The organism is Wolbachia endosymbiont (group A) of Alloplasta piceator (assembly GCF_964028505.1).
GTDB classification, from domain to species: Bacteria; Pseudomonadota; Alphaproteobacteria; order Rickettsiales; family Anaplasmataceae; genus Wolbachia; species Wolbachia pipientis.
Map to the genome: position 1 here is coordinate 1,192,941 of NZ_OZ034793.1, position 26,392 is coordinate 1,219,332.

At 36.2% G+C, this 26,392-nt stretch carries 21 protein-coding genes, 1 tRNA gene and 2 pseudogenes; 14 read left to right on the forward strand and 10 right to left on the reverse strand.

Going from position 1 to position 26,392, the window contains the following annotated elements; translation table 11 throughout:
* Window positions 1-27: 27 nt before the first annotated feature.
* Window positions 28-1,039 (reverse strand): IS630 family transposase gene (locus tag ABWU31_RS05970; protein ID WP_265029767.1). Its coding sequence is split into 2 segments (ribosomal slippage): window positions 28-576 and window positions 578-1,039, totalling 1,011 coding nucleotides; the frame shifts between segments, so codons are not numbered across the junction.
* Between the two features lie 19 nt (window positions 1,040-1,058).
* Window positions 1,059-3,161 carry a hypothetical protein gene (locus ABWU31_RS05975; RefSeq protein ID WP_353271188.1) on the reverse strand — a complete coding sequence of 701 codons (2,103 nt, stop codon included), beginning with the start codon at window positions 3,159-3,161 and terminating at the stop codon, window positions 1,059-1,061.
* Between the two features lie 224 nt (window positions 3,162-3,385).
* Here ABWU31_RS05975 and nuoE point away from each other — a divergent pair, with 224 nt between their 5' ends.
* The 4 genes and pseudogenes from nuoE (at window position 3,386) to ABWU31_RS05995 (ending at window position 7,000) form a co-directional block, all read left to right on the forward strand.
* Window positions 3,386-3,886 (forward strand): NADH-quinone oxidoreductase subunit NuoE, encoded by a 501-nt coding sequence (gene nuoE, locus ABWU31_RS05980; RefSeq protein ID WP_353271189.1) that lies wholly within the window; start codon window positions 3,386-3,388, stop codon window positions 3,884-3,886.
* Window positions 3,887-5,101 (forward strand): tRNA guanosine(34) transglycosylase Tgt, encoded by a 1,215-nt coding sequence (gene tgt, locus ABWU31_RS05985; RefSeq protein ID WP_353271190.1) that lies wholly within the window; start codon window positions 3,887-3,889, stop codon window positions 5,099-5,101. It abuts the gene before it with no gap.
* Window positions 5,102-5,292: 191 nt separating this feature from the next.
* Window positions 5,293-5,568 (forward strand): hypothetical protein, encoded by a 276-nt coding sequence (locus tag ABWU31_RS05990; RefSeq protein WP_353271191.1) that lies wholly within the window; start codon window positions 5,293-5,295, stop codon window positions 5,566-5,568.
* 49 nt (window positions 5,569-5,617) lie between these two features.
* Window positions 5,618-7,000: pseudogene (locus ABWU31_RS05995) on the forward strand (IS66-like element ISWen3 family transposase).
* 154 nt (window positions 7,001-7,154) lie between these two features.
* Here ABWU31_RS05995 and ABWU31_RS06000 read toward each other — a convergent pair.
* From ABWU31_RS06000 to ltrA, 3 genes are all read right to left on the reverse strand, one after another.
* A complete protein-coding gene (locus tag ABWU31_RS06000; RefSeq protein ID WP_353271192.1) occupies window positions 7,155-8,426 on the reverse strand; it encodes a M16 family metallopeptidase in 1,272 nt (423 codons plus the stop codon).
* 1 nt (window position 8,427) lies between these two features.
* The gene (locus ABWU31_RS06005; RefSeq protein ID WP_151807956.1) at window positions 8,428-9,045 is read right to left on the reverse strand and encodes a superoxide dismutase; all 618 of its coding nucleotides are present in this window, start codon (window positions 9,043-9,045) and stop codon (window positions 8,428-8,430) included.
* 584 nt (window positions 9,046-9,629) lie between these two features.
* Window positions 9,630-10,874, reverse strand: coding sequence for a group II intron reverse transcriptase/maturase (gene ltrA / locus ABWU31_RS06010; protein ID WP_007302363.1), 1,245 nt, complete (start codon window positions 10,872-10,874; stop codon window positions 9,630-9,632).
* An 807-nt stretch (window positions 10,875-11,681) separates the two neighbouring features.
* Between ltrA and ABWU31_RS06015 the strand changes: the two are divergent.
* The 5 genes and pseudogenes from ABWU31_RS06015 (at window position 11,682) to ABWU31_RS06035 (ending at window position 18,227) form a co-directional block, all read left to right on the forward strand.
* Window positions 11,682-13,088: pseudogene (locus tag ABWU31_RS06015) on the forward strand (cytochrome ubiquinol oxidase subunit I).
* Window positions 13,081-14,103, forward strand: a complete 1,023-nt coding sequence (gene cydB / locus ABWU31_RS06020; RefSeq protein WP_353271193.1) for a cytochrome d ubiquinol oxidase subunit II — start codon at window positions 13,081-13,083, stop codon at window positions 14,101-14,103. The pseudogene ABWU31_RS06015 and the gene cydB overlap by 8 nt, the downstream one beginning before the upstream one ends.
* Before the next feature lie 250 nt (window positions 14,104-14,353).
* Window positions 14,354-15,238, forward strand: coding sequence for a GTPase Era (era, locus tag ABWU31_RS06025; protein ID WP_077188232.1), 885 nt, complete (start codon window positions 14,354-14,356; stop codon window positions 15,236-15,238).
* Window positions 15,231-16,052, forward strand: coding sequence for a 3'-5' exonuclease (locus ABWU31_RS06030; protein ID WP_006279435.1), 822 nt, complete (start codon window positions 15,231-15,233; stop codon window positions 16,050-16,052). The genes era and ABWU31_RS06030 overlap by 8 nt, the downstream gene beginning before the upstream one ends.
* Window positions 16,053-16,259: 207 nt before the next feature.
* On the forward strand, window positions 16,260-18,227 hold the full coding sequence (locus ABWU31_RS06035; protein WP_353271194.1) for a porin: 1,968 nt from the start codon (window positions 16,260-16,262) through the stop codon (window positions 18,225-18,227).
* Between the two features lie 281 nt (window positions 18,228-18,508).
* On the opposite strand, the gene ABWU31_RS06040 is transcribed toward ABWU31_RS06035, so the two are convergent.
* Window positions 18,509-19,520 (reverse strand): IS630 family transposase gene (locus ABWU31_RS06040; protein WP_353271144.1). Its coding sequence is split into 2 segments (ribosomal slippage): window positions 18,509-19,057 and window positions 19,059-19,520, totalling 1,011 coding nucleotides; the frame shifts between segments, so codons are not numbered across the junction.
* A gap of 168 nt (window positions 19,521-19,688) precedes the next feature.
* Window positions 19,689-20,522: an IS5-like element ISWpi1 family transposase gene (locus ABWU31_RS06045; RefSeq protein WP_353271068.1), complete on the reverse strand. Its 834-nt coding sequence runs from the start codon at window positions 20,520-20,522 to the stop codon at window positions 19,689-19,691.
* Window positions 20,523-20,603: 81 nt separating this feature from the next.
* Here ABWU31_RS06045 and ABWU31_RS06050 point away from each other — a divergent pair.
* The 3 genes from ABWU31_RS06050 to ABWU31_RS06060 all read left to right on the forward strand — a co-directional run bounded on the left by ABWU31_RS06050 (window position 20,604) and on the right by ABWU31_RS06060 (window position 22,509).
* A protein-coding gene (locus tag ABWU31_RS06050) for an IS630 family transposase (protein WP_353271144.1) occupies window positions 20,604-21,615 on the forward strand; the annotation gives its coding sequence in 2 pieces (ribosomal slippage) (window positions 20,604-21,065 and window positions 21,067-21,615; 1,011 coding nt in all).
* Window positions 21,612-22,391, forward strand: a complete 780-nt coding sequence (locus tag ABWU31_RS06055; RefSeq protein WP_353271195.1) for a DUF2163 domain-containing protein — start codon at window positions 21,612-21,614, stop codon at window positions 22,389-22,391. Before ABWU31_RS06050 ends, ABWU31_RS06055 begins: the two co-directional genes overlap by 4 nt.
* Before the next feature lie 31 nt (window positions 22,392-22,422).
* Window positions 22,423-22,509 (forward strand) — tRNA-Ser (locus tag ABWU31_RS06060).
* A gap of 106 nt (window positions 22,510-22,615) precedes the next feature.
* Here the strand turns inward: ABWU31_RS06060 and ABWU31_RS06065 are convergent.
* The 3 genes from ABWU31_RS06065 to ABWU31_RS06075 form a co-directional block, all read right to left on the reverse strand.
* Window positions 22,616-22,867: a hypothetical protein gene (locus ABWU31_RS06065; RefSeq protein ID WP_022626339.1), complete on the reverse strand. Its 252-nt coding sequence runs from the start codon at window positions 22,865-22,867 to the stop codon at window positions 22,616-22,618.
* Complete coding sequence (locus ABWU31_RS06070) at window positions 22,837-22,986, reverse strand: hypothetical protein (RefSeq protein ID WP_285520262.1); 150 nt, start codon at window positions 22,984-22,986, stop codon at window positions 22,837-22,839. Before ABWU31_RS06070 ends, ABWU31_RS06065 begins: the two co-directional genes overlap by 31 nt.
* A gap of 262 nt (window positions 22,987-23,248) precedes the next feature.
* The gene (locus tag ABWU31_RS06075) at window positions 23,249-23,542 is read right to left on the reverse strand and encodes a transposase (protein WP_080717625.1); all 294 of its coding nucleotides are present in this window, start codon (window positions 23,540-23,542) and stop codon (window positions 23,249-23,251) included.
* Window positions 23,543-23,901: 359 nt separating this feature from the next.
* On the opposite strand from ABWU31_RS06075, the gene ABWU31_RS06080 reads away from it, so the two are divergent.
* On the forward strand, window positions 23,902-25,011 hold the full coding sequence (locus ABWU31_RS06080) for a PQQ-binding-like beta-propeller repeat protein (RefSeq protein ID WP_077188230.1): 1,110 nt from the start codon (window positions 23,902-23,904) through the stop codon (window positions 25,009-25,011).
* Window positions 25,004-26,392 (forward strand): dihydrolipoyl dehydrogenase, encoded by a 1,389-nt coding sequence (gene lpdA, locus ABWU31_RS06085; protein ID WP_353271196.1) that lies wholly within the window; start codon window positions 25,004-25,006, stop codon window positions 26,390-26,392. The genes ABWU31_RS06080 and lpdA overlap by 8 nt, the downstream gene beginning before the upstream one ends.

Here is a 26,392-nt window from a genome sequence, read left to right on the forward strand (position 1 = left end):
TTTCCGGACAACCTCTGATACCAATTCTCATTGTTGTCCAGTCAAATAGGAAACATTGCAGAGTTGTTTAATTGTGGAGCTGGCAAGAGAAGTAATAAATTTGCACAAAGCACCCTCAAGTAGAGCAATTGTATCGTATATTTTATTGCGCAAAATGTTCTGTTTTATATATAACCAAAGCCTCTCAACAGGATTTAGCTCAGGTGAGTATGGAGGTAGGTATATAATGTCGATATTTTTAGGTACCTTTAAATTTTTTGACCTATGCCAACTAGCACAGTCCATAACGAGAAAAGCCTCTCGTGTTTCTAGATATTGCGAAATTTGCTCAAGAAATATGTTCATGCAATCAGTGTTGACATTTGGTGCAAATAAGCTAGAACTCTCTCCATTTCTAGGATTAACTGCACTATAGAGATAGAAATTTTGCCTACCTAATTTTGTTTTAACCTGTGTTCTAATCCCCTTTTTAAACCACCCATGTCCAACTTTTGAATGTGTGCCAAACCGTGATTCATCAAAGAAAAATAGCTCTTTTTCTGGATACTTGCTAATAGCTCCATTGAGATTTTTTTTTGAATTCCTCTTGTTTGCTTTTATCTTGTCCATTATGAACTGGTCTTGGTGTAATATATGAGAATTTCATCTTTTGCATATGGCGGTGTACTGTAGATTTGCTGATATTTAATCCGAACTTTTCCTGGATTCTTATTCTCATTTCTTTAATGGTGATATTAGGATTTTCTTCTATCCACTCTTCAATTTGCTGTAGTTGAGCCTGATTTAATTTAGTTTTTCTACGACGTTGTGAAGGAGCAAACAGTTTTTCTTCTCTGCCAATTTTCAAGAGTTTTACCCACGAAGTTAGTGCGCTTCTTGAAATGCAATATATTTTTGCTACAGCCGTTATACTGTACTTTTTTGCTGCAATTACAGCATTTAGTTTTTTTGAAACATATGCATTATTCCTTACTTTCTTCAGCATTTCTTTTGCTGATTCTACTACTTTTTCATCCAATAATTTTGATCTTAATGCCATTTAAACCTCGCTATTTTACTTACTTCAGTATGGCTTTTCTTCCATCATTGTCCATCTGTTTGCCCTGTAATGGGAATTGGTATGATATACTATTTAGCACTGTTTCAGATTGATATATAGTTCGCATTCTGTTACCAGTGGTAAAAATTTCTTCATCGCTACTTGAAGATGATCGCCTTCTATAACCCAAATCAGTTAGTTCTAATACAGGAGCAGCATTACGACCCTTAACATATCTATATGCTATGAATCCTATAATTCCAACAATACCTATTGCTCCAACCAAAGATCCCCCTATCATTCCTGCCTTATTAGACCCTATAGCAAGTTGAGTAGGTTGTGGTGAAGAAGTAGACTGAGGAAGTAAAGTCGTGGTGAATATAGGAGTTGTTGACTCTTTTGTTCTAGTACTTGGTATACTAAATACTGTTTGTGTAGTTTTCTCTGAGCTTGTTGTTGGCGCAGTTGGTTCCACTGTTACTGTGCTTGTTTGAGTCGTTGACTCTGTTGAAGGTTTATTCGTTGTAGAAGTAGGTGCAACGGCTTCTGTTGTTGGCTTCACTGTTACTGTACTTGTTTGAGTCGTTGACTCTGTTGAAGGTTTACTCATCGTAGAAGTCGACGCACCAGTCGCTGCTGTAGGTTTTACAGTACTTGTCTCAGTCCCTGAAGTTACTATCGGCACACTAGTTGACGTTGTAGCAACCGTGGTCGCTTGTGAAGTAGTAGTTGTTTTTGCTACTGTCGTTGACTCCGTTGAAGGTTTACTTATTGTAGAAGTAGGTGCAACGGCTTCCGTTGTAAATTTAGTAGTCTTCACAGCGTCGGTTTCTGCTGTGCTAGTAATTGCAGCAGTCGGCGTTTTCTTAGAAGTCACAACCGTTTCTGCAACAGTTATAGGAGCCACGGTACTACTAGAAATAATATCTGGCGTTAATCGACCGTTAATGATATTAACAAAATCACTGAGAGTTTTGATGCTATTTGCCGGTATTATTGTTGCTTCAGAAGATTTTCCAGAGCCGTTTTGATTAAAAGTTACAATATTTTCTCCACTTACCGCAGTTACGATAAAACCACCCTGACCGTTGCCTTTAATATATAATTGCTCTATAGGATCTGTAAATTGATAGATAGGAAAATCTGACACTGATCCATTTTTAAGTAGAGTTTCTATATGTAACCTCTGCTCATTAGCTGATTGGTCATTTTCAAGAAAAGCAACTAGATCATTTCCTTCCGTTTGTTCAACATACTGCAAAAAGCTTATTTCATGTTCTCTAGAAAGAGATAGTGCTTTATTATCTATTTGACCTTTTCGATTACCAAGTAAAAAGCCATTAACTCCATCCTTCAGACCCTGAATCACTTTAGCCATATCAAATTTAAAAATACGTGTTTTTCTCACCTCTTGATTTTCCTTAGTAATCCTTTTGCTCACTTGCGAATAAAGCATCGTGTTTCCATTTAATGCCAATTGCCCCTGATTATCAAAATTGAACAATTTTCTTTCTGTAACACCTTTTTCTCCAGTCAATACCTTAAATTTTCCGCTCTCGCTTGACTTTAAGTACCAAGAAACTAAAGTTTGATCCTTTAAGTTATGGGCGATTACAATTACGTCACCATTACCAACTTTCACTGCTCTTGGTTGAAAGTAACTATTGCCCACATTTGCAAGACTATTATTATCAATATTCTTTTGTAATTTTCTTTTATCTAAATGTTCAACTGAAGGAGTATTAACTGATTGTTTAATTCCGTAAGTGTTAAAAGATAAGCCTTTAACGCATTTTTCTCCTTCTTCGCTAATTCCTTCTTCAGGAAAGATAACTCCAACTTTATCTATTTCAGCTGAATCTTCTATTAATGTGAGAGATAATTGATCTTTGAATTCATTTGCTACGCTGATATTTGTACCACATTCGTATGTTTTTGATTGATATAATGGACTAATAAGTAATTTTACTTTACTGCTCCCATTACCATTATCTTGATAGCTGAGTCCGTAAGCAACTCCATTCCCCTCAATTAATTCTACGTTTGTTGGATTAAAACCTATCGCTTCTTTAATTTCCGGTGTATTTGAGTTGATCCCGAGTAATCTTCTTAATATAGACATAATTTTATTTAAAATATTAATAAAATGCTATTATGATTACTCCTGTGTGTTAATGTCAATGAAAATTTTAACTAAAATTAAAAAATTAATATAATATTTTATACTAAAAGGTAAATATAAGCTTGAAGAGGGCTAAGAAGCTTTATGCTATTTCTCAAAAAACCAACAATTGCAATCATTGGTTCTACAGGTATAATCTGTTAAAGTTTACACGAGTCTCATGAATGATAGAAAAAGAAGAGCAGTTTAGTTTTACATCAGAAAACCTCAAGAAAGCGGGAAAGTTTATAGAGATGTATCCCAAAGGTAGAGAAGGTAGTGCTGTTATGCCTTTACTATATCTGGTTCAAGAGCAATGCGGATGGGTTTCTGAATCTGCTATGCGTTATGTTGCTGATATGCTGCATATTCCAGATATTCGTGTATATGAAGTGGCAAATTTTTACACCATGTATAATTTAAAACCAGTAGGCAAATATCTAATACAAATTTGTAGAACAACTCCTTGCTGGTTGTGCAATAGTGAAGAAGTTTTAAATACCTTTAAAAAAAAACTTGGAATCAATATCGGTGAGACTACTAAAGATAATTTGTTCACTTTAAAAGAAGTTGAATGCCTAGGTGCATGCGTTAATGCTCCCGTTGTGCAGATCAATAATGACTTCTATGAAAATCTTACTCCTGAGAAAGTAGAAAACATCATAACAGAACTTTCAGGCAAATAGATGAAAGAAGAATTTTCATTCAAGAGAATCAAGCAATCAGGTTCTGCAAGAGTTGGAACAATTAAAACTCCAAATGGAAGCGTAGAAACCCCCGCTTTTATATTCTGCGCAACAAAAGCTGCAATTAAAGCTGCAGATATTGAAAGAATAAGTGAAGCTGGTACCCAAATCATACTTTCCAACACCTATCACCTAATGCTTCAACCAGGAGAGAATACTGTTGCAAAACTTGGTGGTTTGCGCAAGATGATAGGATGGAATGGGCCAATGCTAACTGACTCAGGTGGATATCAGATATTTAGCTTAGGCCACGGATCAGTTTCGGAAGAGATAAAAGGAATAAGAAAAAAACAAAAAACTTTGATCAAAATTAATGAGGATGGGGCAATTTTTCGTTCTTACATTAATGGTAAAATTTATTGCTTAACTCCTGAAAAATCTGTACAAATTCAACAGAAATTAGGTGCAGATTTAATCCTAGTTTTAGATGAATGCACTCCATTTCACGTAAGCAAAGAATACACAGCAAAATCAATGCTCATGAGCCACAGATGGGCTGAACGTTCTTTAAATGAATTTGAAAAAAACAATAATGGCAATCAGGCACTGTATGGAATTAGTCAAGGCGGAGTGTATCAAGATTTACGTAGAGAAAGTTGTGATTTTATCAACGATTTGCCATTTTTTGGTCAAGCAATAGGTGGATCACTTGGTCAAAGTAAAGAGCAGATGCATGATGTAGTTTCTTTCACTATGGACCACCTGAAAAAAGACAGGCCTACTCATTTGCTTGGTATTGGTGGAATTGTGGACATCTTTCGCGGAGTAGAGCTTGGAATTGACACGTTTGATTGCGTGCATCCAACCCGCTTAGCAAGGCATGGTGGCGCACTTGTTAAAGTAAAAAACAGAAATTCTATTTCTTCAAAGTGCAAAGAGCATATTAATTTGCGGAATCAACGATTTGAGCTGGACAACAACCCAATTGAAAGTGACTGTTTATGTTTTACCTGCAGAAAACATTCAAGAGCTTATATACACCATTTACTGAAAGCTAAAGAGCTCCTGGCTTACACGCTCGTTACCATTCATAATATTTTCTTTATGAATAAGTTAATGGCATCAATAAGGCAGGCTATATTAGATGATAGGCTAGATCGGGAGAAAAATAATTGGATTAGTGAGACACCACTACACTGTGAATTATACACCTAGTTCATATTTTTCTACGCTTATTTTATATTCCCTAAAACAGAAAAAGCCTTCCTCTTCCTACTCTTTCTTCCTTGGCTAATCCATAGTTAGCGTTTTTTGCACATGTGCGTTGCATTTTTTAATCTTCTTTAAAAACTTGACAATACATGACAACACTGGTATGTTAAAAATATAGTTTTTGTGAGGTATTTATGGTTAACAATAAAGAAAAACATCAAATAGCGTTTTGCGTTTCAGCCGTTACATTCTTAGCTGGGTTATCATTAATCGCAACTGCAATTGCAGTGGGTACCGTACCTGCTATAGCTGCTTGTCTAGTGATAGGAGGAATTTTGACTGTCTTGTCTGGTGTGCAAGCAGTAGAAAGCTATTTATTTTTACGAAACAGCGAGAAAACTTTGAATAAACTGATAAGTAATATACGCGATGAACCAGAAAGGTATCCGTTCAGCGGAGTGGCAGAATAAGGTAGACAAGGTGATCTAAAAGATAATCATAGAGCAAAAGTGAAATAATATGGTAAACCTTTTAGAACTTTGCAAAAATTTACAGCAAAAAATAGAAAGGTTAGAAGCAAAAATAGAAAGATTGGAAAAAGAGAATGAAAGTTTAAAAGCAGAAAATAAGGCTTTAAAGATAGAAAATGCTGAGTTAAGAGAAAGACTCGGTTTAAGCTCAAAAAATTCATCAATACCAAGTTCCAAAGAGTTGTATAAAATAAAAAAGAATAAGCCGAAAAGCGAAAGGAATATTGGCGGTCAGGTTGGTCATAAAGGAAGTTTTCGCGCCAACATGGATGCAGATAAAGTAGTAAAGATAGAGTTGCCTAATACTTGCGAATGCGGAGGAGAAATTGCAATATGTGAAAAACCATATATTCATCAGAAAGTTGATCTTCCAGAAATCAAGCCTTATGTAGTGGAATATCAGTTAGAACATGGCCGTTGTCGGAGATGCGGAAAGAGAAGAAGTAGCAAGTTACCGGAAGGTGTTACGCCAGATACATTTGGTCCAAGGGTTAAGTCAATAATTGCAGCGTTCAGCGGATTCTACAAAAATTCAAAACGCGAAATAGCGAGTGTCGTAAATGATATCTTCAATTTGAACATAAGCGTCGGTAGCATATCAAATAGTGAACATAGAGTTGCTTCAAAATGCAAAAAAATGTATGAGCAGATCGAACAAGAGATAAGTAGGAGTAAAGTTCTACATATTGATGAAACGAGCCATTATAACAAAGGTAAACTCGCTTGGTGTTGGATGTTTGCAAGCAATACGGCAAGTTTTGTAAAATTTACAGAGTCAAGAGGAATGAAAGTTTTACAAAATAGTAAATTCTGCAATCGCAATAGCTTGGTAATAACTGACAGGTATGCAGCATAGAATTATTTTGCCGATAAAAACAGGCAAATCTGTTGGGCACATTTATCAAGAGATTTTGAAAGATTAGCACATAGTTGGAATATTGAAGTTAAAGTTCTGGGTTGTTACTTGAGAAACGTGGCCACTGAATTATTTGCACTAAAAAAAGCTTTACTAAAAAGTGAGATAGATGTTTTGAGGTTTGTCAGACGTGCCAGAAAATTAAGAAAACGTACAAAGTATTACTTGAAGGAGATATCTCGTTTACCTGAAGCAATTGGAGCCTCTCGAGTTGCAAAAAATGTTCTGAGATCTGAAAGAATGATGTGGAAATTTTTAGATGACCCAGAAAATATTCCGCTGACAAATAACCACGCTGAACGGCAAATTCGGCATTATGTCGTTTATCGCAAAAACTCATATTTTACACAATCAAAGCGGGGAAATACATTCCTTGAGCGGATAATTTCATTATACTTAACTTGGAAACAAAGGGGTCTCAATCCTTTCCAAAATCTCCTATCTATTGTTTCTTAAACCACTCTCCTGAACGGATACCCAAAATCTCCTATCTATTGTTTCTTAAACCACTCTCCTGAACGGATACCCAGAAAGCAAACTTTTTATAGAAAGGATTTTGCAACCGTTCATTGAACTTTTTAGTGAGCTTAAGCAACATAATTAAAGTACACTAAGCTTTAAGCATAGAAACCACTTTATCGTAACTTGGCAATGATTCAATTTCTCCAATTGCAGCTAGAGTGGTTTTTTCATGCTGAGATAACAATTCTTCTGCTGCTTTTTTTACGTTAGCAGTGGTAACTGCACTAATTTTTTCTATTAATTCATTTTTACTGATGTACCTATCATAGTTACCGTAGTAGTGTCCCAATGTTTCAGCACGTGAGCTAACACTTTCGCGTGACATTAAAATTTGGGATTTTACTCGCTCTTTCACTCTATTTACTTCTTCTTCCTTCAGATCATCTGTAGACAACTTCTTCAACTCTGTCGTTATAGATTTTAAAAGCTTATCTAAGTTACTACTGTCTGTACCAGCAAAAATGGAAAACATTCCTGTATTAGTATAGCTGGAATTAAATGAATAAACAGAGTAAGCTAATCCCTGCTTTTCCCTTACTTCCTGGAATAAACGTGATGACATTCCGCTCCCTAATATAGAATCAAGCACTTGAAACGTGTGATATTTATCGTCATGGCGAGAAACACTAGGTAGACCAATTAGCAAGTGTACCTGATCTAATTTACGATGTTCTAAATACTCACCACCAGTACAGCTCGCATTTTGGCTTTTTTTTAGCTTTTTAGAATGAATCTTTGAGAGAAAATCTTTGGTTAATGCAACAACTTCTTCATGTTCAACATTTCCTGCAACGGCAAATAGCATATTCTCACCAAAGTAATGCTCATTTATGTAATTATCTAGATCTCCTCGAGTAAAAGATTTTACAGTATTTTGCGTGCCTAAGATTGACCTACCAAATGGTTGGTCTTTATAAGCTGCCTCAAAATATTTGTCGAAAATAATGTCACTTGGTGAATCATTAGTTTGAAAAATCTCTTGTATTACAACACCCTTCTCACGTTCCAATTCATCTTCTGGAAACGTGGAATTCATCAATATATCTATTAATATATCAATACCAGTTTTTATGTCTTTCTTGAGGACTTTTGCATAATAGGTGGTGCTTTCCCTACCAGTGCTGGCGTTGAAAACCCCACCTATGTCATCAAAAGCTTTTGCAATTTCAAATGCAGTTCTTGTCTTCGTCCCTTTGAAAGCCATGTGTTCTAGAAAATGGGATATTCCATTTTGATTTGCACTTTCCGCTCTACTGCCAACACCAACTCGTATGCTTAAAGCTACGGAATCAACATCACGCACCTGCTCAGTTATTATGCGCAGACCATTATCTAATTTTGTTACCTGGGGTACATTCATCTTATGTGTTCTTTTTTAAATTCTCTTCTGCAAAATCCCAATTAATTAAATGGTCAAGGAAAACTTTTATGTAGTCAATTCTACGGTTTTGACAATCTAAATAATAGGCGTGCTCCCACACATCCATAGTGAGTAGTGGCACTTGGCCATAAATTATTGGCAAATCTGCATTTGGAGTCTTGGTGATTTTGAGCTTTCCTAACCTACCTTTTTCGAGCACTAACCATACCCATCCACTGCCAAACTGGCTTACTCCATGACTCGAAAATTCTTCATAAAATTTATCAAAGCCACCGATATCGTCTTGAATTTTTTTTGCTAGAAGACTACCATCTTTAGGCTTACCACCACCATTTTTTTTCATTGAATTCCAATAAAAAGTGTGATTCCAAACTTGTGCTGCATTATTAAATATAGGCAAGTTGCCGCTATTACCATGCACTTTTGTTATTAATTCCTCAATTTTTACATGTTGATAATCCGTATTTTCAACTAGCTCGTTGAGTTTATTTAAATATCCTTTATGGTGCTTATCATAATGAAAATCTAAGGTTTTTGCAGATATATAAGGCTCCAAAGCTGTTTTATCGTATGGTAATTCAGGTAAAGTAAAACTCATAAAAACCTCTTTATTTCTAACCTACTTGGATGGTAGGGCAATATATGCTTTTGTGCAACATATAATTAATAGCTAAAACATTTAGGTATCTATTGCATTATTCTAAATTATACTACAATAACGATTATCATATAAGCCATAGAAATGGATTAAATGCAAAAGTTACTTGACACCCTTCGCCAACCCCCTTATCATGAAACTGAAGCTATTTATTTATCTTCTCTGTACAGATTAAATGACAAAAAAACTCACGTATCTGGCGTCTCATGTTTAATTTTTTGCACTATGTGCACCTTATGTCTTATAAAATTTCTACCTACATAAGCTGAAACGCGCTTATAAAGCGTTTAAAACATAAAAAAACGCCGACTTAAAAAATGGATAGTGAATAACTAGCTACCCTAGGGTTTCTTTTGCCTTTTTCTCCGCTTAGTAAATTTCTTAATGTTTATACGGAAGGTGTCATTCCAGCGCGTGACGCTGGAATCCCAAAAAAAGGATGAGGAGAGTAGACCGGCGGAACTTCCCCACCAGTCTCTCGCAGAACTGCACGGAAACCTCTCGGCTTATACAGCTCCCATTATTTAGCCTTTTGATCCTAACCCAAGTGTCCAATGATAGAAAATACTTGGAGACCTCTTTCTCACTTTTCCTAGAAATTGCTTTGCTAGTCTTCCGTGATCACGAAGTTTCTTATATTTTGTCCTGACCCATCTTATGAGGTATCTCTCTATATTTCTGAGAGATGGATACATCTCTGATTTATAAAACCTGCCATAGTACTGAAACCAGCCTCTGACTATTGGATCTATTTTCTTCGATATTTCCTCTAGTGTGGTCCATGTAATCCGATGTATTCTCCATGACTTTATGGTTTTCTTGATCTTCTTCTTGGCTTTGTTACTAATTGCAGGTAGAAATGAGATGAAATAATTCCTCATCTTATTCTTTGCTACTCTAGGTCTAAAAGTATAACCTAGAAAATCAAAGCTTTGTTTAGGAAATTGTTCTTTTCTATCATCATCCTTACTGTACACAATCTGTGTCTTTTCAGGATGTAACTTCAATTTACACTTAGCCAATCTTTCTTCAATCATTACTTTCATAAATCCTGCCTGTCTTTTAGTTCTGCAGTGCACTATCGCATCATCTACATATCTTTCAAATGGTACTGTTGGATAATTTTGTTTCATCCACATATCAAACGCATGGTGCATAAATATGCTTGAAATGATTGGGCTTATTGAACCTCCTTGCGGAACTCCTTTATCCCTTGTTACCCTACTGCCATCTGCTTGCTGAATGGGAGCTTTCATCCACCTCTCAACATACAGTATGACCCATTTGCAGTCTGTGTGTTTCTTGATAGCCTGCAGTGCTAAATCGTGGTCCAGATTGTCAAAAAATCCAGATATATCAAGATCTACCGTCCAATCATTTTTCCAACATCTCTTCCGTGCTGTGTATACCGCATCCAGCGCAGACTTATTTGGTCTATAACCATATGAATCTTCGTGAAATTTCGGTTCTACTAACGGCTCAAGATACATTGTAGCTGCTGTTTGCGCTATCCTGTCGAATACTGAAGGCACACATAAAATTCTTTGCCCTCCTGTATCTTTTGGTATCGCAACAGCTTTTACCGGCTCTGGAAAATAACTTCCGGATGACATCCGATTCCATAATTTGTATAGATTATCCTTTAGATTTTCTTCAAACTTTGTTATCGAGACCTCATCTACACCTGCTGCACCTTTATTTTTCGATACTTGTTTATAAGCTCTCCAAATAAGTTGCTTTGGTATATCAAAAGACTTTGTTTTATTCATTAACTCCTCCCTTTCGGTTGATAAATAATTAAAACTAAATAACTTAGCCCCTTCACTCCATTTCCATTACAGAAACTTCTTCGCTACTACGAGCTAATCCGCCCCTGTTTTTCGCATCGGTACTCTCATCCTCAGAGATCAGCTCTTTGGACTTCTCCCTTTTCATCGAAACGACAGGTTCCCGTAGTTCCATGCAATAGCCTAAAATAGATTCACGCCACTTTTATGCCGGACGCCACCTACCCAGTAAACAAGCTCCCTGTAGATTCATCCCAGGTTAACGACTACCCCCTGGTTTTGACGTCGTCTCTACGCTTTCGACACTTCATCAGTGGTTCACTTGCGTTCGTCTCTCTATTTCATACATGACACATAATTGTGCCTTTTCCATAACGCTCACTACCTTAGCTCTTTACCAAAGCAGCTTATGGCTGTTTGAAGCCTGCTCTTGCAAACCGGCTCCGAGGGGCCCTCCCTCATCTACTGCACAGCTTCAACACTTTCCGTGTTTCTACGGCGCACTGTCATCCGAGTAGCTGACACTGGGATGACAAAAAAAGGAGCACTGGGATGACATCATAGGGGCGCTGGCCTGACAATCGTCATTCCGCTACGTGTTAGCGGGATCTAGAGATACCGTGACGGTATGACAAGGGAGAACAGTTGTATTCCTGCACAATTTATTCTCATGACAAAAACGTCTTAACTTTCTCTCTACTTTTTCTGGATAAGGTCAATTTTGTGAAAAAATGGATTGAATTATAGGCAGATTTGGCTATTATTTGTAATATATGGGTATTAGGTAAAATGTTTAAATTTGATCCTTTATTATTAGCTCGAATTCAGTTTGCCTTCACAATAGGCTTTCACATTATATTTCCTGCTTTCACGATCGGGCTTGCAAGTTTTCTAGCCTTTTTGGAATGGTGTTGGCTTAAGACTGGTGATACACGTTTCCGTGATGTTTATAAATTCTGGATCAAGATTTTTGCCGTTGCTTTTGGCATGGGAGTGGTATCTGGAGTTGTAATGTCATATCAACTTGGTACCAATTGGTCGATTTTTTCTGACCGCATAGCCAATGTTCTCGGCCCTCTATTTTCCTTTGAGGTTTTAACAGCCTTTTTTCTGGAGGCATCTTTTTTGAGTATTATGCTATTTGGATGGAATAGAGTAAGTTCTCGTATGCACTTTGCTTCTACTTGTATTGTTGCAGTGGGAACGCTTATTTCAGCTTTTTGGATTATTGCGGCCAACAGTTGAATGCAAACACCCGCTGGATTCACGATTGGTGAGAATGGTCTCCTATATCCAACCAATTGGTTAGAGATTATTTTTAATCCTTCTTTCCCTTATCGCTTTATTCATATGGTAACAGCAGCCTATCTTACAACAGCTTTTGTGGTTGGTGGTGTAGGAGCATTTTATCTTTGGAGAAAACGACATGCTCCTCAAGCAAGAATTATGCTTGGTATGGCAACCATTATGGTAGCTTTAGCTGCACCATTTCAGCTGTTCATGGGAGATAGGCATGGATTAAATACACTAAAGCATCAACCTGCTAAGATTGCTGCAATGGAAGGTATATGGGAAACCGAAAAAGGGGCTGGCTTACTTTTATTTGCTTATCCGGATCAGCAAAATGAAATTAATCACTACGAGATAAAAATTCCTAATCTTGCCAGCTTGATCTTAACACATGATTTTTTAGGAGAAGTAAAAGGATTAAAGGAATGGAAAAAAGAAGATAGACCACCTGTAGTATGGGTATTCTGGTCCTTCCGTATAATGGTTGGAGTTGGAATTTTAATGATCATAATTGGGTCAGTAAGTGTTATACAGTATCTTCGTGGCAAATTATTCCAAAGTTGTTTCTTACATGGATGGTGGATATCAATGATGCCGTCTGGGTTCATAGCGTTACTTGCAGGTTGGTTTACTACTGAAATTGGCCGTCAACCTTACACTGTATATGGAATTATGCGCACAATTGAATCATTTTCATCTGCGATTACCGGTCCTCAGGTTGCATGGTCTTTGATTGCATTTATCGTTATGTATACCCTTATATTTGGAGCAGGTAGTTACTATATTCTGAAACTTATATACAAAGGAATTCCTGTCATTAAAGAAGAAGAGCAATTTTATAAACACGGTATTGGAGCTTCAGTGATTGATGCTGGTACATCTGGAAAGGACAACAATCATGTTTGATTTTTCTTCCTTAATTAATTTACCCCTAATCTGGGGATTACTAATTGCCATAGCTGTTTTACTGTATATTTTAATGGATGGGTTTGATTTAGGTATTGGTATTTTACTTCCTTTTGCACCGTCAGATAAATGCCGTGATCACATGATAAGCTCAATTGCACCATTTTGGGATGGAAACGAAACATGGTTGGTATTGGGTGGTGGAGGGTTGTTTGCTGCTTTTCCTCTTGCATATTCAATATTAATGCCTACTTTTTATATTCCAATCATTATTATGCTGCTTGGCCTTATAGTGCGCGGAGTATCCTTTGAGTTTCGTTTTAAGGCAGAAGGAAAATACAGGCGATTATGGGATTATGCCTTTCATTTTGGGTCACTTGGTGCTGCATTTTGCCAAGGCATGATTTTAGGTGCATTTATACATGGTGTAGAAGTAAACGGACGCAACTTTTCTGGTGGCCAATTTGATTGGGCAAGTGCTTTTAGTGTAATGACAGGCATTGCTGTGATATTTGGATATGCACTTTTAGGTTCTACATGGCTCATAATGAAGACAGAAAATATAACACAAGAATGGGCACGCAAGGTTGCTTCTTATACGCTTGGTTTTGTAGGTATTTTCATGGGACTAGTGAGTGTAGTGACACCATTTTTAAATGAACGTATTAAAAACTTTTGGTTTAGTATGCCAAATTTTTATTATTTATTTTCTATTCCATTACTCACATCTTGGCTATTTTTCATGCTGTGGTTTGATCTTCAGAATACTAAACGGGAGTACCGTCCATTCTTTCTCAGTATTGCTATTTTTTTTATGGGATATTTAGGTTTAGGAATTAGTATCTACCCATGGATTATACCTTTTCAATATACCATTCTGGATGCAGCTGCTTCTGGGCCAAGTTTATCTTTAATGCTCATTGTTATAATACCGCTTTTACCAATCATTTTAACTTACACTGGTTATTGCTATTATGTCTTTCGTGGAAAATCAAATTATGAACACACATATTAAGGAGTTAGTGACCTTATGGTTAAAACGTTACCCTTAAATCAAGCAGTCGTTCTGGCAATGGCGTCAACTCAAGAACCTTCATTAGCAAACCCTCCTATGGATTTTCTGAAAAGTTTTTGAGTATATTGTATTTTTAATTTGTAGAATAAGTTTTTTTCCTTTTTGCATGCTAACCAAAAAGGGTTCTGTCATCCTTCTTGTCATATAAGTAGCTTGACGCGGGCATTCAGTTTTCTTTATAATTTTCTTTGTGAAAGAACAAAAATGCTTATTTGTAACCATAGCTGGCTTACCAAATGCTGGGAAGTCTACATTAATTAACAGCATCATAGGCAAGAAAATTGCAATTGTCACCCCTAAAGTGCAAACAACAAGGACGCAAATAAGGGGTGTTGCAACATGCAACAACACACAAGTTGTCTTTACTGACTCCCCAGGAATTTTCTCAGCAGAAACAAAACTTGAAAAAGCTTTAGTCAAATCTGCATGGTCGGCAGTTAAGGATAGTGACATCACTTTGTTGCTTGTTGATGTAAGCAATTATTTGAAAAATATAGAAAGAATTAAGACTATATTTATGCGGCTGCAGCGCACAAAAGGCAGATGCATTTTGGTTATCAATAAAACTGATTTGGTAAAAAGGCCTGAATTAAAGATGGCGCATGAGCATCTGAATTTGCTTTATAAATTTGAAAAGGTTTTTATGATATCAGCATTAAAGAATGATGGACTTTCTGATTTGATGAATTACTTGTCTGAAGTTGCATCGGTGAGCCCCTGGTTTTATGAAGAAGATCAAATAACCGATTCCTCGACAAATTTTTTATCAGCAGAAATTACGAGAGAAAAATTATTCTTGAACTTGCGTGAAGAATTGCCATACTCTACAGCTGTTATAACTGAACAATTTGAGGAAAAAAAAGATAAGAGTTTAGTCATCAAACAGATCATATTTGTGTTGAAAGATAATCATAAAAAAATAGTACTAGGAAAAGATGGCAGTAATATTAAAAAAATTAATATCGAAGCGCGTGCTGAACTAGAAAAATTATTTGAGTGCAAGGTACACCTCTTTTTATTTGTGAAAGTGCGACCTTGGATCGACCGTCCGGAGGAGTATATAGGCAATGCTTAATTCTTTATTGGTATTTGATATTGAAACTATACCAGATGTAAATTCCTGCAAAAATTTACTCAATATTAGTGATGATAGTAGTGTAGAAGAGAAGAGGGATGCATTAACAAAATATCATCTTGAAATAACAAACGGGCAAAACTCTTTTCTGCGTCAGCCTTTTCACCTTGTTGTAGTTATTAGTTTTTTACTTTGCAATATAAGCTACCAGAGTGGTTATGAGGTGTTCACACTGCAAGAAATAAGATCTGGAGGCACACTAAATTCCAGTGAAAAGGAGCTAGTGAAAGGATTTTTTAACTACATATCAGAGAAAAAGCCAAGATTAGTTTCGTTCAACGGACGCACTTTTGATATACCAGTGCTGAAGTATCGTGCTATGGTCCATGGCATTCAAGCAGAATATTTTCATAAAGCTGGCGATAAGTGGAATAGTTACAATCAGAGATATAGCAGTGATTGGCATTGTGATTTGCTTGAATCCCTCTCTGATTTTGGAGCTTCTGCGAGAGTAAAAATGAACGAAGTTTGTGCAGCATTTAATCTTCCTGGTAAGATTGGAGTTGATGGGTCACAAGTTATGGACTTATACGATAGCGGCAAGATACAAGAGATTCGAGATTATTGTGAAACAGATGTAATTAACACTTATTTGATTTACTTAAGGTTCATGCATCATCAGGGACGGATTACTACTGAAAGCTACAACAAAAGTGTGGAAGAGCTGCTTTTAGAGTGCGAAAAAAAAGAATACCTAAAGAAATTTAAAGAAGAATGGCAAATAACTTGTGGTGGAAAAATTTTACTTCCATAGAATAAATAGTCGAGTTATAATGCACTAGCAAGCGAACCTCTGTACTAAATTTTGGTTAATATACACGTTGAGTATATTAAGAAAGTTGCTTTTAAGGTATTGCATTTTACTTTTATTTTCGTTATAAGGTTGCTTTAAGTTGAATTTTCAACATTTTTATACTATTTACATTTAAGATATGATTTCGAAATTTTTTGGGGGCACTTCATGAAAAAGTCTATGTATACTAGAACTGCTCTAGTTTCTTTATTAACTTTATGTTCTTTCAGCAGTTTTGCAGCTGACTTTCCTGATGAGAGTATGAAGGAAATAAAAAAGCAAGAGAGCACAAAAACTTCTGGAAAAACAGAAGTTATGAAAACATCAAATAAAAAACTGAAAGAAAAGATCGACAGAATATGTAATGCTGATCCAAGAAAAAAAGCTGAAGAGCTTAAGAAAAAGGAAGAGATGAGATTAGCAGCCGAGCAGAAGAAAAAAGAGGAGATCAGGCTAGCAAATGAGAAAAAAGCAAAGCTTATAGAGGATTCAAAAGCGAAAGCTCTAAACGCTAAGAATTCTAATATAGAAAAAGGTAAAGTTTCAAAAACTAAGCGTTCTAAAACTAAGAATGCTAAAGTTGAAGATAAAGATGTAAAGAAGGATATAAAAGTTATTAACAAAAATACAGAGGAAAAAGGTAAGGCAAGTCCTGTTGTTTCAGTTGGTGGAGTTGATATTATCGATACCAATCAAGGGCAAAGTAATTTAAGAATAACTTTTGGTGGTGTTGTTGATGCTCAAGGTTATGGCAAAGCTGGACCGAGTGGCGCAGATTATAAACGTTATAACGTTATGCCAAACAGATCTACAGAGTATTATAATGCCACTCCAGATATAACAAAAGGAGCAAATCCAATATTCTATGAAGGAATAGGAAATATTGGTGATTACAGCAACGATATGGGTATGATTGCTGATGCAATATTGCACCTCAGAGCAGAAAATAAGAATGAAGATTTAGGTCTTCTTTATGGTGCTGACGTGCAGTTTCATGTCCCAGTGACCGAAGGTAAGGGAGCTTCACAGGGTGTTTATGCTGCAAAAGGCAGAAGTGCGCATGTGTTTGTTAACTCAAAATATGGTGACGTGAAGCTTGGTTACCAATTTGGTCCTGAGGCTCTGATGAGGCTTGATGCAACAAGAATTGCGACTGTTGACGGAGCTGCAGATAGTGACTGGTTCAGAAAAGTGAACTTAGAAGGAAGCGCTGCTAGCTTTCCATTTTATGTAACACCACGTCTTTACACTGAAAGTTTTTCGAGTGAAAGTGAAAAATTCTCTTTCCGTATGGCAGGGAAATATAACAAAGGCGTTATGACTACACTGCCATTTAGAGTTGCTTACTACTCACCAAATTATATGGGCGCAAGGTTTGGCATCAGTTATGCACCTCGTTATGATAGTAGCTTGTTTATTGTGAAAGAAAAAGAAGAGAAAAACGGTAAGGTAAAAGATAAGATAAGGCATGTCGGTCCAGACTATGAGCACATAGTAAGTGCTGGTGCATCATATGAATATGACTTTGATAAATATAATGTAAAAGTTAAAACTTCTGCAGTTGGTGAGTATGGTCAAGCAAAAAAACTAAATAAAGATAAGCATGTTTATAATGAATATGTAGAGTACAATGACCTTATGGGTGTTAATTTGGGTGTAAGCGCTGATTATAAGATTAATGAAGATCAAGGCGTAAAATTTGCTGCCTCTTTTGCATACTTGGGCAAATCTGGTCAACCGAAGGGTATTAAAAAATTAATTGGTGATACCTATACGGAAATTGATAGTAAAGATGCTACTGATGGCAAAAGAGTGGAAGGGCTGAAAGCTCAATTTGTTAAAGATAGTATAGATACCATGTATTGGACTGTAGGAGCTGGGTATCAACATGAGAATATCTACACAAGTTTGACGTATTTTGGCAGCAGAATGAATGACAAAGATATGCTTCATGATGGTGCACTTGGCGTTCAATATGATCTGTCTCCTGCATGCAGTAAGAGCAAATTTGTTCCTTACGCAGCTCTCCATTATTTTATGACTAACGAAACAGGTAAGCTGAAAGATGAGTCTGATGCTGATGTACCTTCTAACCAAGGAATTCTCCTTCTTACTGGTGTGAAGTTTTCTTTCTAACCAGCCAGTACACACCACAGTTAACTGTGGTGTATTCTTGTCTGTTAGTGTTTATTTGTCGATCAAATAAACATATGGTGTCCTCTCTCCTGTCATCCCAGTGCGTGACACACAACTGTACGAACATTGTGATTTGAGGACACTCCACCAAGAAGGATGTCATCCCAGTGCCCAGACACTGGGATCCAGCTTTCCATGCAACTTCATCAAAAGCGTTTATTCAGCATAAGATCAGCCACTTTTTATGCTCACCAAATCAGTTTGCTTACTTATACCAATTCTCATTGTTGTCCAGTCAAATAGGAAACATTGCAGAGTTGTTTAATTGTGGAGCTGGCAAGAGAAGTAATAAATTTGCACAAAGCACCCTCAAGTAGAGCAATTGTATCGTATATTTTATTGCGCAAAATGTTCTGTTTTATATATAACCAAAGCCTCTCAACAGGATTTAGCTCAGGTGAGTATGGAGGTAGGTATATAATGTCGATATTTTTAGGTACCTTTAAATTTTTTGACCTATGCCAACTAGCACAGTCCATAACGAGAAAAGCCTCTCGTGTTTCTAGATATTGCGAAATTTGCTCAAGAAATATGTTCATGCAATCAGTGTTGACATTTGGTGCAAATAAGCTAGAACTCTCTCCATTTCTAGGATTAACTGCACTATAGAGATAGAAATTTTGCCTACCTAATTTTGTTTTAACCTGTGTTCTAATCCCCTTTTTAAACCACCCATGTCCAACTTTTGAATGTGTGCCAAACCGTGATTCATCAAAGAAAAATAGCTCTTTTTCTGGATACTTGCTAATAGCTCCATTGAGATTTTTTTTTGAATTCCTCTTGTTTGCTTTTATCTTGTCCATTATGAACTGGTCTTGGTGTAATATATGAGAATTTCATCTTTTGCATATGGCGGTGTACTGTAGATTTGCTGATATTTAATCCGAACTTTTCCTGGATTCTTATTCTCATTTCTTTAATGGTGATATTAGGATTTTCTTCTATCCACTCTTCAATTTGCTGTAGTTGAGCCTGATTTAATTTAGTTTTTCTACGACGTTGTGAAGGAGCAAACAGTTTTTCTTCTCTGCCAATTTTCAAGAGTTTTACCCACGAAGTTAGTGCGCTTCTTGAAATGCAATATATTTTTGCTACAGCCGTTATACTGTACTTTTTTGCTGCAATTACAGCATTTAGTTTTTTTGAAACATATGCATTATTCATTACTTTCTTCAGCATTTCTTTTGCTGATTCTACTACTTTTTCATCCAATAATTTTGATCTTAATGCCATTTAAACCTCGCTATTTTACTTACTTCAGTATGGCTTTTCTTCCATCATTGTCCATCTGTTTGCCCTGTAATGGGAATTGGTATTACAAGCAAAATTTCCTGGATTCCAGTGGGCTTTGTTGCATCGCTACTTATGAAAGGCTAAGAGGTTGTCCGGAAACTAGTAAATTCAAGCATATTCCCTCTTTAACATAACCCTACTCATAGCTAGGTATATGAAATTCTCAGTGGATGTTGTGAGTAAATCATACTCCTTCGATAGCCTTCTATTCCTATTAACCCAAGCAAAAGTCCTTTCTACAACCCATCTTCTTGGCTGTACTTTAAACCCTTGTTCTCTTGTTGGTAGTAGCTCAGGTGGCGTATCTTTGTGCACCCAAAATCTACATGGAGGCCTTGTAACAATTTCAATATCTATGTCATATTCTTCCTTTATGTGATTCTTTGAATTTCTTCCTTGGTATCCCATGTCAGCCCACATTTTTTTAACTTTAGTATATTTTGTTCTCATATTGTTTAATGCTATTTTAATACCATCTCTATCATTTTCGTTAGCAGCGCCTACGTAACAACCTAGTATAAAACCCTGAGTGTCTGTAATTATATGCCTTTTTCTACCCTTTACTTTTTTTACTTCCATCATAGCCTTTGATCCCCCCTTTTCTGTAGTCTTTACAGATTGACTATCTACTATACAGGCACTCGGCTGCTCATTCCTTCCTATTTTTCTTCTACTATATTTTGTAATTTCATAATTCATTTTCTCAAAAATTCCCTGCTTCTTCCATTGCCTGAACTGCTCATACACAGTCTTCCATAGCGGAAAATCATTTGGTAAATACCGCCATTGACACCCTGTACGCAATACATAGAAAATTGCTTCTAATATTTCTCTTTTGCTATACTTTGGCGGCCTTCCTCCTTTCTTGTATGATACTCTGAAGTGTTTTTCTATTCTTGCCCATTCCCTTTCGCTTAGATCTGTTGGATACTTTTTTCTCATCTTTACCCCGTACTAAAATTTCAGATATTATAGCCTTTTACTTGTTTCCGGACAACCTCTAAGTAAAATAGCGAGGTTTAAATGGCATTAAGATCAAAATTATTGGATGAAAAAGTAGTAGAATCAGCAAAAGAAATGCTGAAGAAAGTAATGAATAATGCATATGTTTCAAAAAAACTAAATGCTGTAATTGCAGCAAAAAAGTACAGTATAACGGCTGTAGCAAAAATATATTGCATTTCAAGAAGCGCACTAACTTCGTGGGTAAAACTCTTGAAAATTGGCAGAGAAGAAAAACTGTTTGCTCCTTCACAACGTCGTAGAAAAACTAAATTAAATCAGGCTCAACTACAGCAAATTGAAGAGTGGATAGAAGAAAATCCTAATATCACCATTAAAGAAATGAGAATAAGAATCCAGGAAAAGTTCGGATTAAATATCAGCAAATCTACAGTACACCGCCATATGCAAAAGATGAAATTCTCATATATTACACCAAGACCAGTTCATAATGGACAAGATAAAAGCAAACAAGAGGAATTCAAAAAAAAATCTCAATGGAGCTATTAGCAAGTATCCAGAAAAAGAGCTATTTTTCTTTGATGAATCACGGTTTGGCACACATTCAAAAGTTGGACATGGGTGGTTTAAAAAGGGGATTAGAACACAGGTTAAAACAAAATTAGGTAGGCAAAATTTCTATCTCTATAGTGCAGTTAATCCTAGAAATGGAGAGAGTTCTAGCTTATTTGCACCAAATGTCAACACTGATTGCATGAACATATTTCTTGAGCAAATTTCGCAATATCTAGAAACACGAGAGGCTTTTCTCGTTATGGACTGTGCTAGTTGGCATAGGTCAAAAAATTTAAAGGTACCTAAAAATATCGACATTATATACCTACCTCCATACTCACCTGAGCTAAATCCTGTTGAGAGGCTTTGGTTATATATAAAACAGAACATTTTGCGCAATAAAATATACGATACAATTGCTCTACTTGAGGGTGCTTTGTGCAAATTTATTACTTCTCTTGCCAGCTCCACAATTAAACAACTCTGCAATGTTTCCTATTTGACTGGACAACAATGAGAATTGGTATTACCACCGCTACGTGCTGGAAATTAAAGCTCGCAGGTGGAGAAGTAATGGGATTCACTGACTATGATGAAGATTTAAATATTGATAATATACTCTATAAATCTTCAAATGGATTTACAGCCAGTAGTATAATATTAAACAGCGATTTAAAAACTGATAATCTAGAAATTGAAGGGATATTAAATAGTGCTGATATTAAAGAAGAAGATGTTTTATCAGGAAAGTACGACTTTGCAAATATTGAAATATTTCTTGTGAATTATAAAGACTTGACCCAGGGAACAATGAATCTACATTCAGGAATTTTTGGTAAAGTGACATTAAGTAGTGGAAGATTTATTGTTGAAATTAGAGGGCTTTCAGCAAAGCTTGAGAGAAGCATAGCAGAATTATACTCTCCTGCATGCAGAGCACAATTTTGCGATGATAAATGTAAAGCCGATACTAAAAAATTTAGTAAAATAAGTACAATCACTAAAGTAATAGACGAAAGAAGATTTGAAGACACGAATTTAACTGAGAGTGATGAATATTATAAGCACGGAGTAGTAAAATTCTTTGGCTCAATAGCGTTTGAAGGTGTAGTAAAAGAATATAAAAATAAAGTAGTTACGTTGTTTACTTCGCCTCCATACCAAATTTTTGCTGGAGATAAATATTCAATACTCGCAGGTTGCGATAAAACATTTCCAACTTGCAGAAGCAAGTTTAACAATACTGTGAATTTTCGTGGTGAACCCTATATACCAGGTTTTTATATTGTTTAGCAGTACAATTTTCAATATTATGAATAAGCATGGAAAGGTGGCTGAGTGGTCTAAAGCACACGCTTGGAAAGCGTGCACATATGAAAATATGTCGGGGGTTCGAATCCCCCCTTTTCCGTATGTTACTTCTAGAATAGTATAAAACCCCCGGTCGCGCACACAACTGTACGAACATTGTAATATGGTACAATGTTACAACTATGCGGTGGTAATTTACGATAAATTCATGTAGCCATTTCAAATTTAGCCATACCAATGTCAGTAAATTGATTAAGCAAATAACACTTGAGTAGCAGTTCCTTCCCACGATTAATTTCAGATTTGTTCCGAAAATTAAACCCGAATGTTTGTTTCAGTCGCGAGAAAAAACTTTCTACATAAGATCTTTTTCCGTAGTTTGTTTGCCTTTTCCACCTCTTCATTCCATCTTCGCTGTATGACTTTATTAGTCTAATTGCAGCATTTCTCTCTGCCATACTTTGGATGCTCTGCTGCATTGTTTTTTTGGAGGAATTTTTGTCTTTATGCCGCATTCATCACACAATTTATAGAGTTTATGTCTGTCATATGCTCTGTCTGCATATAGTGCTTTTATGGCATGCTGAAAATTAACTCCTTTAAGTAAATCGCAAGCTCCATAGTGATCAGACCGTTACTGTATTCTGCAGCTATGGCTTTTTTGCTGTTTATATTCAACATTACATGCAATTTTCTTGTCTGTTCATAGCCACGATATTTTCTGTCAGCGCTATTTTCCTTGCTGTGTGTTGTTATAAATGCTGATGCTTGTGCTATCTATGGCAATTTCGATATCTTCCATATTATTTTTATCAATTCTGCAATCATTGATCTTAATATTAAGTTTTTTTTGAAGCTTGCGAATAGCTGATAACTGCCAAATCTCTTCCTATTTGTTGCAAATATCCTTTTATAAACCCGACTGTTTGTCTTAAGCCAATTCTAAAAAGATTAACGATTATATGCACTAAAATCACAACTTTATCACTATAAATATAGTTGCCGCCCTGCATTTTTGGACTATTTTCATACCAATTTTCGATAGCTTTATCGATGTAACGAAAAATATTTCCTCTTTTTTCTAGAAATTTGTTATATTCATGGCAGTTACTAACTCTCATTTTTTGTGGCATATTTTTCCTTAAGCGGTTAAATGGCTATTTTATAATGAATTTTGTCAGTAGCCACCAGATTTTTTCAGTTGCGATGCAACAGAGCCATCCCAGTGTCAAGCACTGGGATGACAGGAAAAGAGGCTATTTGGATGACATCTTTCTTCTTGGTATAAATTACTTTTATATCTCAATGTTCGTACAGCTATGCACGTTGCCGCATAGTGGATGAGGTGTACTACCTCTAAGAGTATACATTATCTCACATAATAATATAATATTTCGTTCATAAATCAACGTTTTTAACATGCAGCAAGAACATTTCCGTTGTAATTAAGGTTCTTAAGATGTATATTAATGAATCTTGTTTTCAATAAATAATGAAAGTAATAATTGTCATGATAATGTTATTGTGTAGCAGTTACACAATGGCAAGCGAGAGAATAAGTCTAGTGGATAAAAAACTATCTCAAGGATATGTAGCTCCAGTGCTTACAGAAAATAGCGTTATTTTATCAGACAAGCACGGCGCTTTATATTCCTTTGATATTGATAACTCAAAGGCTATGAATTGGAAATTACACCTCTCACACAGAAAAAAAATTAGTAACATGAGCCTATTGCGTCACAGAGGAAACGTTTTCTTTATAGTGGATAACGTTCTACACACAATAGATGCAAAAACCGGCAAGATTCAGTGGGAAAAAGAATTGAGAGCTCCAGTAAGAGAGAAAGCAGCAGTAATAAACAATAAATTGGTAGTATTGACTATTGATAATTATCTGTACGTGTTTGATATAAAAGATGGCAGCTTCGTTTGGGCTTATCAAAACGGTATCAATGAGGTTCGAGGTTTGTATTCCATATCGCCAGCAATTTCTAACGATAAAATAATAGCGCCATTTTCAAATGGTGAGTTAATAGCTTTTAATGAAGACGGTAAAAAATTGTGGAGCCAAAAATTGGCTACAAACCTTTTGGATACACAGCTCACAGATGTAACTACTACACCGAGAGTGCTTGGCGATACTTTAATAGCTACAAACAATTCTTATATTTATGGTATTGACGTAAAATCAGGGAATATTTTATGGTCAAAGTCACTGCAAGTAAAAAGTGTATCAGACATTGAATCATATTACAGTCCTCTTATTCCTCCAAAGGAGCAAAAAGAAGGCGGAAGAATTTTTATAGTTACTAAAGACGATAAAATAATTGGCCTGGATATAAAAAATGGAGAAACAGTCTGGGCATCTGATTTAATAGAAAATACGCAATTGTTTGCTCCAATTATGCATGCCCATACACTGTGGGTGACAAGCAATAAAGGTTCAATGTTTGCTTTTCCGGGATCTGAAAATGCAGGAAAGGTAGTCAAAGTACCTGGCAATGTGTTTCACACTCCAGTGTTTACTCACGATAAAATATATGTAACAACTGAGGGAAAAGGTGTTTATTCTTTAGAAAATAGGTTTGTTCTTTATGATTGATTATGACCTGATTGTTATAGGTGGTGGTCCAGGTGGTTATAAGTGTGCTATCGCTGCTGCAAAACTTGGATTGAAAGTTGCCTGCATAGATAAAAATAGCATTTTTGGTGGTACGTGCCTGCGGGTTGGGTGCATACCCTCCAAAGCATTGCTCCATTCTTCCTATCAGTATGCTCACACGAAAAATGATCTGTCGAAGTTTGGCATAAAAATTAAGGACGCAAGTTTCGACTTAAAAGAAATGCTAGGCTATAAGGATGCCAGAGTTCAGGAACTTGGAAAAGGTATAGAATATCTGTTTAACCTTCACAAAATCACTAAAGTCAATGGGCTTGGGGAAATTACTTCTTTTGACCAAGGTAATCTTGAAGTTTCAGTTGAAGGTAAGGTGCTGAAGACAAAAAATATAGTAATTGCAACCGGTTCTGACGTTATTTCTTTGCCAGGAATTAATATCGATGAGAAAAGTATTATTTCTTCCACCGGTGGACTATCTTTAACTGAAGTACCAAAAAAACTTGTCGTAATCGGAGCCGGGGCAATAGGGCTTGAAATGTCTTCTGTATGGAGGAGGCTAGGGTCTGAAGTCACTGTAGTAGAATTTTTTGACAGAATCGCTGCAGCAATGGATGGAGAATTAAGTAAGTCTCTATTTTCTAGTCTACAAAAACAAGGAATAAAATTTTTACTTAGCACTAAAGTTGAGGAGATAAAACAAAGTAGTAACTCTTTGACTGTGAAAGTTTGCTCTGCTCAAGATAACCAAACAAATACTATAGAAGCAGATAAGGTGCTGGTTGCAGTAGGTCGCAAACCATGCACTGAGAATCTTGGTATTGATGAAAAAATAGAAAAAGATAATCGCGGTTTCGTTCAAGTTAACAACAGATATGAAACTAATGTGAAAGGAATATTTGCTATTGGTGATGTGATCGGTGGAGCAATGCTTGCTCATAAAGCAGAGGAAGAAGGGGTAGCAGTTGCAGAGATAATCGCTGGGCAAGTACCTCACGTTGATTATGGAATCATACCATCTGTCATTTACACTCACCCTGCGGTTTCTTCGATTGGTAAAACCGAAGAGGAACTCAAAAATGCTGGCCGTGAATACAAAGTGGGTAAGTGTCAATTTGCTGCAAATGGCAGAGCAAAAATCACTGATGATGCTGAAGGATTCGTGAAAGTGCTGACTTGTAGCAGAGCAGATACAATACTAGGTGTACATATCATAGGAGCATACGCTGATACGCTAATCAACGAAGCAGCGGTTGCAATGGCATATGGCGCAGCAGCAGAGGATATATACAGAATTTGTCACTCTCATCCTGATATAAATGAAGCCTTTCGAGATGCGTGCATCGATGCTTTCTTTAAAAAATAA

What these genes read in the sequence shown, in the direction of transcription:
- ABWU31_RS06065 (WP_022626339.1), bottom strand. Translation starts at nt 22,867, where the DNA reads ATGGCAGAGAGAAATGCTGCAATTAGACTAATAAAGTCATACAGCGAA.
- ltrA (WP_007302363.1), bottom strand. Translation starts at nt 10,874, where the DNA reads ATGAATAAAACAAAGTCTTTTGATATACCAAAGCAACTTATTTGGAGA.
- lpdA (WP_353271196.1), top strand. Translation starts at nt 25,004, where the DNA reads ATGATTGATTATGACCTGATTGTTATAGGTGGTGGTCCAGGTGGTTAT.
- ABWU31_RS06080 (WP_077188230.1), top strand. Translation starts at nt 23,902, where the DNA reads ATGAAAGTAATAATTGTCATGATAATGTTATTGTGTAGCAGTTACACA.
- ABWU31_RS06045 (WP_353271068.1), bottom strand. Translation starts at nt 20,522, where the DNA reads ATGAGAAAAAAGTATCCAACAGATCTAAGCGAAAGGGAATGGGCAAGA.
- ABWU31_RS05975 (WP_353271188.1), bottom strand. Translation starts at nt 3,161, where the DNA reads ATGTCTATATTAAGAAGATTACTCGGGATCAACTCAAATACACCGGAA.
- ABWU31_RS06055 (WP_353271195.1), top strand. Translation starts at nt 21,612, where the DNA reads ATGAGAATTGGTATTACCACCGCTACGTGCTGGAAATTAAAGCTCGCA.
- ABWU31_RS06075 (WP_080717625.1), bottom strand. Translation starts at nt 23,542, where the DNA reads ATGCCACAAAAAATGAGAGTTAGTAACTGCCATGAATATAACAAATTT.
- nuoE (WP_353271189.1), top strand. Translation starts at nt 3,386, where the DNA reads ATGATAGAAAAAGAAGAGCAGTTTAGTTTTACATCAGAAAACCTCAAG.
- ABWU31_RS06035 (WP_353271194.1), top strand. Translation starts at nt 16,260, where the DNA reads ATGAAAAAGTCTATGTATACTAGAACTGCTCTAGTTTCTTTATTAACT.
- cydB (WP_353271193.1), top strand. Translation starts at nt 13,081, where the DNA reads ATGTTTGATTTTTCTTCCTTAATTAATTTACCCCTAATCTGGGGATTA.
- ABWU31_RS06005 (WP_151807956.1), bottom strand. Translation starts at nt 9,045, where the DNA reads ATGAGTTTTACTTTACCTGAATTACCATACGATAAAACAGCTTTGGAG.
- ABWU31_RS05990 (WP_353271191.1), top strand. Translation starts at nt 5,293, where the DNA reads ATGGTTAACAATAAAGAAAAACATCAAATAGCGTTTTGCGTTTCAGCC.
- tgt (WP_353271190.1), top strand. Translation starts at nt 3,887, where the DNA reads ATGAAAGAAGAATTTTCATTCAAGAGAATCAAGCAATCAGGTTCTGCA.
- ABWU31_RS06000 (WP_353271192.1), bottom strand. Translation starts at nt 8,426, where the DNA reads ATGAATGTACCCCAGGTAACAAAATTAGATAATGGTCTGCGCATAATA.
- ABWU31_RS06030 (WP_006279435.1), top strand. Translation starts at nt 15,231, where the DNA reads ATGCTTAATTCTTTATTGGTATTTGATATTGAAACTATACCAGATGTA.